Below are 10356 nucleotides of genomic sequence, written 5' to 3'. Positions count from 1 at the left end.
CCTCCAACCAGTCGGAGTGGCGGCACGCGATTCCTGCTGCGCGAACCCTGGTATCGTCAGGAGGAAGAGCAGGGCCGTGCACGCGCAGGAGGATCGCTTCATTTGGTTGCAAAACCAGTCTCGCCCGTTAGTCGCGGGAAGTATATACCCGAACACTCTTATGACTCCGCAACCAACTACTCTTCCCAGGACATTCAAGCTGCTCGTGATTAGCCGGAATCTGCAATGCGCTCCCCAGCGCATAGCGATAAAAAGCAGACCAAGCCGAGCACACTGGCGCCGGAAACCAGTAAGTACCGTGTCACGAGCCGCGTTCCGCTTAGCTGGCATGCATTATTTCTTGCACACAACTCTAGTGTGCTGAGTCATTAATACATTAAACAAAGTATGACGACCGGCGTCTAACATGACAGGAGCAAGGTCATGAGACGTGGACGCCGATTGCCGGAATTGGAACTGAGCGAGCAGCAACGCACGACGTTACAGGGCTGGACGCGGAGAAGGAAAACCGCACAAGCTCTTTCCATGCGAGCGCAGATTGTCCTGCGTGCCTCCGAGGGAGGAACCGCGACCGCAATCGCCGTCCAGATGCATGCTTGCATTCAAACGGTGAGCAAATGGTGGCGGAGGTTTGCTGAGCAAGGATTAGATGGCTTACTCGATGAGCCGCGTCCCGGACAGCCTCGCAAGTTGAGCGATGCGCAGATCGAACAGGTGATCGTTCGCACCCTGGAGAGCAAGCCGCCGGCAGCCACCCACTGGTCAACGCGCACCATGGCTCAGGCCACTGGCATCAACCAGACCGCCATCAGCCGCATCTGGCGCGCCTTTTCGCTGGAGCCGCATCGCTCCGAGACCTTCAAGCTGTCCAAAGATCCGTTGTTCATCGACAAGGTGCGCGATATCGTGGGACTTTATATGGATCCTCCGCAACGCGCTCTGGTCTTGTGCGTCGATGAAAAGAGCCAGATCCAGGCGCTGGACCGCACCGCACCGCTATTGCCCATGCGCCCTGGCCAGATCGAACGTCGCACCCACGACTATGCGCGCCACGGCACAACCAGTCTGTTTGCCGCATTGGACACCAAGACTGGCAAGATCATCGGCCAGAACCAGCAACGCCACCGTTCCCAGGAGTTTCGCAACTTCCTCGACACCATCGAGAACAACGTTCCTGAAGAACTGGACGTTCACCTCATCATGGACAACTACGGCACCCACAAGACCAAGCTGATTCAGAACTGGCTGGCCAAACGCCCGCGCTTCCATGTTCACTTCACGCCCACCTCGGCCTCTTGGCTAAACCTGGTCGAACGCTGGTTTGCGCTGCTCACAGAGCGTCAACTGCGGCGCGGCGTACATCGCTCGACCAAAGAACTCAAAGCGGCCATCAACGACTACATCGATCACCACAACCGCGACCCAAAACCTTTCATCTGGCACAAAACCGCTGACCAGATACTTGATTCCGTTGCTCGTTTTTGTAAACGAATTAATGACTCAGGACACTAGAGTGAGAAACTCAATTACGTATTCACCACGGCTACGTGGTGGCTCTCTCTTGTAGGCGCGCAAGTAGTGACAATATCCATCCAGGATCGGCCTGGCATGGTCGTCAATCTGCGCGACGATCTTCTCTGCGAACTTCGCTGTTTCGGAGTAGAACGCATCTGAGTCGCTACTCCCGTTGCGGAGGTTGTAAACGAGATTTGAATCGGGCGATGCTTCAAGCGGCGTTTTCAGAGTATGGTGTTCCGCACTCGAAACTACCTCACTAGTAGGCGTGGTCCCCGATCGCAATCTGGCTCCGCGGCTTACCTGCATGGCATGACTCTTCGTGCAATTCCCATCACGAAATAGCACAACGGATGATACGCCCCGCAGATTAAGAGGTTCCAAGCGATCCATCCCAAATTGAGCTAGGCAACATGGGCGAAACGAACGATTTGTGAGCGACATCACCTTTCGTCGATAAAGCATAAGCATGTCATCCGATATTCATCTTGCTGTCAACGAGCCTTTAACCGGCAGTCCTACGCTCGTGGCAAGTCAATAGATCAAGTTCGAGTATCCGGCCAAGGCCGGGATTTAGGAGTGCCATGCGCAAGCCCTTTTTCTTTCTGTCGGTCCCGGTGTTCTTTCTCTTCGTTTTGCTTCCGGCATTCAGCCAATCTAACAAAGGCATCATCAGTGGTGTTGTGAAGGACTCCGGCGGAGCCGTCCTGCAGGGAGCCAAGATCGAACTGCAACCGCTAGGTCGGCCTATAAGTACCAACGAACTGGGAGAATTTAACATCCAGGAAGTCAATCCTGGGAACTACACCCTCACCGTGTCTTACGTCGGATTCGGGCCTTACATCACCACCTTCACGGTGGTTGCGGGTCAAACCGAGCGTGTAGATGCCGTCCTGAAAGTCGCCAAAGAGAGCAATGAAGTGATCGTGACTGCGGATCGTCCGCACGGCGAAGCAGAAGCCATCAATCGAACCCTGGCCGCGGAGAACATTCTTCAGGTGCTGCCTGCCGAGGTCATTGTCTCTCTGCCGAACGCGAATATCGCTGACGCACTCGGCCGCATGCCTTCGGTCACCATCGAGCGCGACGAAGGCGAAGGCAAGTACGTGCAGATTCGCGGCACCGAGCCACGTTTAAGCAACACGATGGTCGATGGCGTCACGATACCGTCGCCAGAAACTGGCGTACGCCAGATCAAACTCGACACCATCGCCTCGGATCTTGTGGATTCGGTCGAAATCAACAAGACTCTGCAGGCCAACATCGATGCAGACGGAATCGGCGGCTCCGTGAATCTGGTCACCAAGACAGCCGGCGAGGTTCCCACCGCATCCCTCGATGGTATAGGCGGATATACACCGATTATCGGCGGCCGCACCGTGTATCAAATGGGTGGAACAGTCGGCAAGCGCTTTCTCGCAAATAAGAAACTGGGTCTACTGGTAGGGGGAACGTACGACTTCAACGGTCGCGGAATCAATGATATTGAACCCAGTCCCACCACAAGCAGCGCCAACCCTCACTACGACAGCATGGATTTGCGCGACTACATCTATTACCGCACCCGCTGGGGAATGACCGCCACCGCCGACTACAAATTGAGGGAAGGGTCCGACATCTCTCTGCGGGGAATCTACTCCAATTTTCGCAACTGGGGCAACAAGTGGGTCTATACGCTCAACGACGCTGACGTACCTGGATACAGCCAGGACTGGCGGCGCCCCAATATGGCGATCTTCAGTTTAGCTCTGCAAGGAAAGCACGTCTTCAATGCCTCCACTATCAATTGGGGCGGTGCGTTCGGCAGATCACGTTCGCTCAGTGGCAGCGGCAGTGCGAAGTACTCGTGGGTAGGTGACCCGGGTATTGATTGCACCAACGTTGAGGGAGTCAGTGTCTACCGTCCCGGCTGGAGTTCGGGTTGCTTTGGTCCGGGAACTGATAGTGCAGAAGACCCGAACAACTACAAGCTGAAGTCGTGGGCGCCGCCGACCTTTGGCAAAAGCGCTCAGCTGAATCTTCAGGCTTCCGCTTCCTACGCGCGGTTCTATCACGCCGGCAATCATTTCGGCACGATCGAGTTCGGCGGAAAAATCCGTAACGCGCACAAGTACGACGATACCTACGACGAAAGCTTCACGCCGAACGCAAAGACCCTGGTTGCGGCTCATCCAGAATGGCGCAGCGACTTTACCGACCCCAACTACTACGACAAGACTTACCACATTGGCCCGGTCACCGATTACAACAAGGTGGAAAGCTACGTGTACGGCAACCCCACCCTCTTCACGATGAGCGGCGGACCCGGAGTCAATGCCAATAACTATGACTTCGTTGAGCGCATTTCGGCGGGTTACGTAATGAACACAATCGAACTCGCCAGCCGGATTCGACTAGTTGCCGGCCTCCGTTTTGAAGACACCCACCTTAGTACTCTGAGCTTCAATCCGAATCTCGATCCTGCCCCCACTACCCTAACGTTCAAGGCCGGTAGCGACTATCTTGATGTGTTGCCAAGTGCCTCGCTGCGCTTCGCTGTGGACAAAAACTCGGATCTTCGCCTCGTATTTGGCCGGGGACTTGCCCGGCCCGACCCCCAGGATGTCACCGGGGCGGTGGGGCAACCGGACATCTCGACCACGCCGGCTACGGTCAGCATCGGAAATCCAAACCTGAAGGCCGAATACGCATGGAACTATGACGTCCTGTACGAGCGATCCTTCAACAACGCTGGTCTGCTCCAGGTGGGCTACTTCTACAAGTCGATTTCCAATCCGATTGTTACTCTTCAGACTCTGACCAACAATTATCAATACAATCCCGGTGCGCCGACGCTTGTTTCACAGCCGTCAAACGCCGGCAGCGCGCATGTACAGGGAATTGAGTTCGCATTTCAGCAGCGCTTCTCTTATCTCCCCGGAGTGCTCAGAGGGTTAGGACTCTCAACAAATTACAGCTACACCAATTCGCAGGCCTATGACGTCGATCCGCTGCGAACCGACAGTCCCGCCCTGCTCCGTCAGGCACCCAACAGCTGGAACATAGGTCCAACCTATGACACTAAGAAGTTTTCGATGCGCGTAGGAATGGAATTTGACGACCATATGATCTACGCATATCAATACGAGAACCTGGCTTACGTGTACGATGATAATGGCAATCCAGTCCTTGGCCCCAACGGCAACCAGGAAACCATGCCCAACCCGCAAGTGAACGGCACTGCCGGTCCAGCAGGTGACAATTATCTCTATTCACATTTCCAGTTTGATACTCAGGCGAGCTACAGACTGCCTTGGGGACTCCAGGTTTACGGATACGGATTAAACCTGAACAACGAAGTATTTGGCTTCTACAACGGGGGCCCACAATACGTCGTACAGCGCGAGTACTACCATCCCACGTACGCGGGAGGGGTTCGCTGGACTTCTCATCACGAATAGTCTTCCTTAGCTAAACAAGTCTCCTCCCTGATCAATGCGACCGACCGCGCTCCAAGTAATGGAACGAAGTTGGTCGCATGCATCCCAAATTGGAAACGAGAGGCATCTATTGAATTCCATCAGGATTCATCTGTTTAGAGCTAGTCGGGCTCGAAGCCAAAACATTGGCAGCGTTTTGAAGTGCGCCGCAATCGTACTGGTCACCTGCTTCCTGTCAACCGCGGGATTAAGCGTGACCGCTCAGTCCATGCAGATGTCGAAGTCGATCGTGCTGCCCGGAGTGCAGGGAAAATTCGATCACCTTGCCATTGATCTCGCTGGGCAACGCCTGTTTATTGCTGCGACGGGGAATCACTCAGTTGAGGTCATCGACCTCAAGACCGACAAAATACTACAGAGCATCACCGGCCTGGGCAAACCGCACGGCCTGGCGTGGGTAGCGGATACGGGTAGTCTTTATGTTGCTGACGGCTCGCTGGCGGAACTTCTGGTATATAAGGGATCCCCCTTTGCGCTCGCTGGGACAATCAAGCTTTCAGATGACGCGGACGACATGGTGTATGACCAAGCGCATCATCTGATCTTTGTTGGCCATGGCGGGAGCGATGCAGCCAATCCTGCAAAGATTGCAGTCGTGGATACCGGGCACTTTGCACTGGTTGGGAATCTCGTGGTGGCGACCCATCCTGAGGCACTCGATATTGATCGAGGCGGTCAACGCGTTTTTGCCAACATTGCCGATTCAAACGAAGTGGCTGTTATTGAAACTGCGACAAGGTCAATCGCGAGTCATTGGAAATTGACCAGGGCTGCAGATAATGTGCCTCTCGCATTCGATAGTGAGCACCAATTGCTGTATGTCGCCTGCCGAACCCCGGGAATGTTGATTGCTATCGATGCTGCTACCGGCAAAGAGATCGCAAACCAAACAGCAGCCGGAAAAGCCGATGACTTGTTTTACGACGCCGCACTGCGCCGAGTGTATGTCATTAGCGGTGCGGGTGAAGTTGATATCTTTCAGGTAGACGCTGCTCGGAGACTCAGTCCTTTCCAAGTCCTGAACACCGTTACGGGGGCGAAGACAGCGCTATTTGTTCCGGAGCAGAGCCTTTTGTTTGTCGGAGTGCCGGGATCTGGTGAACGCTCTGCTGAAGTGCGTGCCTACTCAACTGGAAGAACTGGAAGTAACTGATCAGGATGCTCATCGGCGAGAGGAATCGAATTGCTGTTTCAAGTGCATAGGCTTCGATGCCGCGGATGAAGGACAACAACAGTATTCTTAAGAGCACCGCGCAGGTTGATGCGGCCATTTTTCGCGGAGAAATGTACTATGAGATTTCGTCCAGTTGTCCTCTCCATCAGTCTCTTTGTCTCATTTTCGACTCTTGCTGACTGCCAGGAGGCGAAAAATAACGAACCGAGGCCCGAAGATCTCGCGACCAATTTGCTGATTAGCCAGGCAGGTCCAAGTTTCGTTGTGCCACAGAAGGAATTGTCGGCGGGTGGCATGGTGATCGTTTTCGGCGATCAACGATTCACGGACCCGACCAACATCAAGGTGACCAATCCCAAGGTGCGGCACCTGATGGTTCAAAAGATTGCTGAGAAACATCCGGACGCGGTCCTCATGAATGGGGACGTTCCTTACAGTGGGGATGTCGTAAACGATTATGAAGTCTTCAAAACCGAGACCGAGGTGTGGAGAAGTGAACATTTGCGAGTCTATCCTGCTCTTGGAAACCACGAGTTTCACGGTGATCCCCAGCAGGCACTGGAGCATTGGTGGAGCGCGTTTCCGGAGTTGCGCGATCGACGCTGGTATTCGGTGGAACTAGGAAAGAGCCTCTACACAATTGCTCTCGACAGCGACGCTTCCCTTGCGAAAGGAAGCGAGCAGCTGAACTGGCTGGACGCACAGCTGACACATCTGCCGACAACCACAAAGTTTGTATTAATCAGCATGCACCATCCGCCAGCTGCTGATGTTCAGACCCGGATAAATGTGAGCCACAACCCAAGGCCCAACGAGATTGTCTTGCGCGACGATCTTGAAACGCTGGCTCCGACCATCAAGGCTAGAATCATTGTCTGCGCTGGGCACATACACAACTATGAACGTTTTGCTCGCGGCGGAGTAACCTATCTCGTATCAGGCGGAGGGGCTGCAAGCCCCGTTCAGGTAGAGCGAACGTCTGAAGACTTGTACCAGGGAAGTGAATTTCCAAACTATCATTTTGTGGAGTTCACTACTCATGGAAAGATGCTCGTCGGAAAGATGTATCGCCTGGCAGACGCGAATTCGGCTACACCAGCCTGGGAACTGAAAGATTCGTTCGAAGTGAAAGCCAAGTAGTCTGTTCGACATTTGCGGACGACACCGCGGAGGAAGCGTTGCTAGCTTCTTCCAAAGCAATCCATTCTTCCTTCGGCTCAACCTGTGATTCCGTCATAAGAAGCTCAAGATTCGATCCCATCGGGCGATGGAGCCAACAATCCCTCCAGTCTGGGTGCTGCATGCCGGATTAGTCCTGAGAAACGCGACTGGGCAACCTATCAGGCCAATCAGACCCGCATCGACGCCAACGTTCATCCCCAACCTCACCAGGCAGGCGGTGCAGTGAGAGAGGGCGCCGCACTGTTGCAGGGTCTGGCCACTTGCGGCAAGTGTGGCCGCCATCTGCATACTCACTATCGCGGCAGAAATGCCTCGCCTGGCTATCACTGCTCAGGCAAAGACCTCGTCCAGGGGCGAGGTGTTTACTGTCTCAACGTCGGTGGTATCCAGATCGATCATGCAGTAACGGACGCGTTTCTGAAAGCGTTGACGCCAGCTGCGGTCGAAGCTACCGAACAGGCAATGCGGCAACTGGAGGCGGATCACGATGCGGCACTCGGTCAGTGGCGCCTGGCGGTAGAACGCGCGCTATGAGGCCGAACGTGCCGAACGCCAGTATCGCGCGGTCGAACCGGAAAACAGACTGGTAGCGCGCGGGTTGGAAACCGAATGGGAGAAGCGGCTGCGTGATCTCGCCGCAGCTGAAGCAGAGCTTGGACGCCGGCAGCAACAGCGTCCTCGCACACTCTGCCCTGAAGAGAAAACAAAGATCCGCGCTCTCGGCTCCGATCTGCGCAAAGTCTGGACCGCGCCCACCACCACGGATCGCGATCGCAAGGAGCTTTTGCGCACACTGCTGGAAGAAGTAATCGTGGCTGTCGTTCGCCCCGAACATCGGGCCCACCTGACGCTGCGCTGGCGAGGCGGCGAGCTTACCGACATCGATCTCCCTCTGCCGCGCTCCCTGCCACGCGGTCTGCGCACCAGCGAAGACATCGTCTCGTTGTTACCCCGTCTGGCAGCGCTCTATCCCGACGAGGTCATCGCAGGCATCCTGAATCGTCAGGGACACAGGACTGCGAAAGGGGAACGCTTCACCGCCAATCAGGTCGGCAGCTTGCGCCGTTATCGCGGTATTCCGCGTTTCCAGCCACCAGCGCAGCCACCCTCGGGAGAAGTCGTCCCCATCCGCAAGGCCGCGCAAATCTTCGGCATGAACACTTCTACTATCCATCGCTGGCTGGCCGAAGGCTTCATCGCCGGCGAACAGGTTACGCCCGGCGCGCCATGGCAAATCCGCATCACCGAAGAGCTGCGAGCGCGAATCGTGGAGAAGGCCCCGCCAGAGTATCTGCCCATGCTGGAAGCAACCATGAAACTCGGTGTATCGAGACAGACTGTGTTGCAACGTGTAAAGCGCGGCGACCTCGAAGCCATGCTTGTTACAAGCGGACGGCGTAAGGGCTTACGGATCAGAGTTGTAGATGATCAGCCCATGCTGTTTGCTACCACTTCATGAGTCTGGGGGCAGTATGAAGATGGATCCAAGAAGCCACGGATGTCCGCATCGAGCACCCAGTTCACTTTCTTCCGCTCCAGGCCCACCACAAGCGCATCGAGCGCCTGATGGGGACTGCGGCCCGGACGGAACCCGTAGGAGAAGCCCTTGAAGTCGACCTCATAAATCTGATTGAGGATCGTCAACACGGCCTGCTGAGCGATTTTGTCCTCCAGTGCCGCGATGCCCAACGGACGTTGCCGCCCATCGGCCTTCGGTATATAGACTCGCCTTGAAGGCTGCGCCCGGAACGTTCCGCGGTGAACCCGGCTGTGAAGATCAACGAGCCGACCTTCCAGTCCAGATTCATACTCCTGCCACCGGACACCATCGACTCCCGGCGACGCCTGACGCTTGAGAGCGTAGAAGCTGTCGCGCAAAAGTGTGATGGTGAGGTGGTGGAGCAAGGAAGTGAACCGTTCCTGTTTCCTTTCCCTTGCTGCTTTTCGCACACCGTCCAGTCCCTGGGACATGCGGTTCCTGCTCTGTGTCGGGTGTATGCGTGGCTGACCGATGTTCTCCTTCATCTGCGCCCTTCCCTCCCCCGCCTCCGCCGCAGCTATCGCTGCTTTGTTCGGCTGGTTCACAGGTACTAAGGCACAGACCGACTTCTCCAGCACGTGCACGTCCGCCGTTCGGCCTGAGGCCTTCGCGGACCGGCCTTCATCAACCGACGAAGGCGCACTGGAGATCTCCCGGTTCTCGGGCATGTTGTTTCTCAGCGTGCGCGGGCTCTCACGACTACGCAGGACCGGACAGTCACTCGCGAATAACGCGACTGCCGTTTTGCCTTCCTCCTGCTCACTAGGGAGTCGGCATCCTGATCTGCGATTTTTCGAAGCTCAATCACCCCGCCCACCGATGCCTCCGGCCTACGCTTCACAGAACACCTCACGATGTCCCATGCAAGACTAGAGGTCAGGATGGAGTCGCTACTTCCTTTCCTGCAGGGGACTTGCACCCCCTACAACATGCCGGTTTATCCCGGCGCACAGCGCATTATCGCCGAGTCACTCGTTGACGGCGCGCATTTCAAATGGACTTGTGGTCACCGTTTCGGACAAGTGACCCTCGGTGATATGTCTTAGTGCTGTATCTGGAGCGCCCACTACGCGACCGTGCGCATTTGTGTGATCTCCGAGGGGCGCTTCTGATACAGCGACTTGAAGGAAGCCGCCCTCATGGAAGGCTATGTACTTTGAATCGGTCTGAGCGGGTCCAGGTAGATCAGGTACCGGGCGAGTTGAGTAGGATGTGCAGCTTTGACGTTGCGATGGTCCAGTGAAACACCACAAGGAGGCGTCAGTCGAGGGCCGAAGGGCCAGCCGACCGAGCAATCCGCGCCAGATGGGACAAGGGATCCGCATACGCTCCGAAACGCGGGCAGTGATCGAGGATTTAGATAGAGCTTCATGCTGCGTACCGCTCTGGTTGTGGCGGTGACCGAAGCATGAGTTGCGCGGCAGAGAGCCGTTCGACGACCCGCATGGTTCCGCCGCAGACTGGAC

Annotated in this window: 9 protein-coding genes; 8 read left to right on the top strand and 1 reads right to left on the bottom strand. The window is 55.8% G+C overall.

All coding sequences use genetic code 11. The annotated features are described in order from the left end of the window. The 7 genes from WA354_RS07940 to WA354_RS07910 all read left to right on the top strand — a co-directional run. The coding region (locus WA354_RS07940) for a hypothetical protein (RefSeq protein WP_472812465.1) at positions 1-213 on the top strand (213 nt) is incomplete at its 5' end. A gap of 210 nt (positions 214-423) precedes the next feature. After that, positions 424-1512: an IS630 family transposase gene (locus WA354_RS07935; RefSeq protein WP_472812464.1), complete on the top strand. Its 1089-nt coding sequence runs from the start codon at positions 424-426 to the stop codon at positions 1510-1512. Positions 1513-2099: 587 nt separating this feature from the next. Continuing rightward, a complete protein-coding gene (locus WA354_RS07930; protein WP_472812463.1) occupies positions 2100-4955 on the top strand; it encodes a TonB-dependent receptor in 2856 nt (951 codons plus the stop codon). 280 nt (positions 4956-5235) lie between these two features. Continuing rightward, positions 5236-6147, top strand: coding sequence for a YncE family protein (locus tag WA354_RS07925; protein ID WP_472812462.1), 912 nt, complete (start codon positions 5236-5238; stop codon positions 6145-6147). 138 nt (positions 6148-6285) lie between these two features. Next, entirely contained in the window at positions 6286-7308 is a 1023-nt protein-coding gene (locus WA354_RS07920; protein ID WP_472812461.1) for a metallophosphoesterase family protein, read from the top strand. Positions 7309-7572: 264 nt separating this feature from the next. After that, positions 7573-7884: a recombinase zinc ribbon domain-containing protein gene (locus WA354_RS07915; RefSeq protein ID WP_472812460.1), complete on the top strand. Its 312-nt coding sequence runs from the start codon at positions 7573-7575 to the stop codon at positions 7882-7884. A gap of 64 nt (positions 7885-7948) precedes the next feature. Continuing rightward, positions 7949-8809, top strand: coding sequence for a hypothetical protein (locus WA354_RS07910; protein WP_472812459.1), 861 nt, complete (start codon positions 7949-7951; stop codon positions 8807-8809). Here the strand turns inward: WA354_RS07910 and WA354_RS07905 are convergent. Then, positions 8779-9558, bottom strand: coding sequence for a hypothetical protein (locus WA354_RS07905; RefSeq protein WP_472812458.1), 780 nt, complete (start codon positions 9556-9558; stop codon positions 8779-8781). The genes WA354_RS07910 and WA354_RS07905 overlap by 31 nt on opposite strands. A 213-nt stretch (positions 9559-9771) precedes the next feature. Here WA354_RS07905 and WA354_RS07900 point away from each other — a divergent pair, with 213 nt between their 5' ends. Next, the gene (locus tag WA354_RS07900) at positions 9772-9936 is read left to right on the top strand and encodes a hypothetical protein (protein WP_472812457.1); all 165 of its coding nucleotides are present in this window, start codon (positions 9772-9774) and stop codon (positions 9934-9936) included. The last annotated feature ends 420 nt before the right edge of the window (positions 9937-10356 follow it).

Source organism: Occallatibacter sp. (genome assembly GCF_049802275.1).
GTDB lineage: Bacteria > Acidobacteriota > Terriglobia > Terriglobales > Acidobacteriaceae > Telmatobacter.
This window is presented reverse-complemented; position numbering and strand designations above follow the sequence as displayed.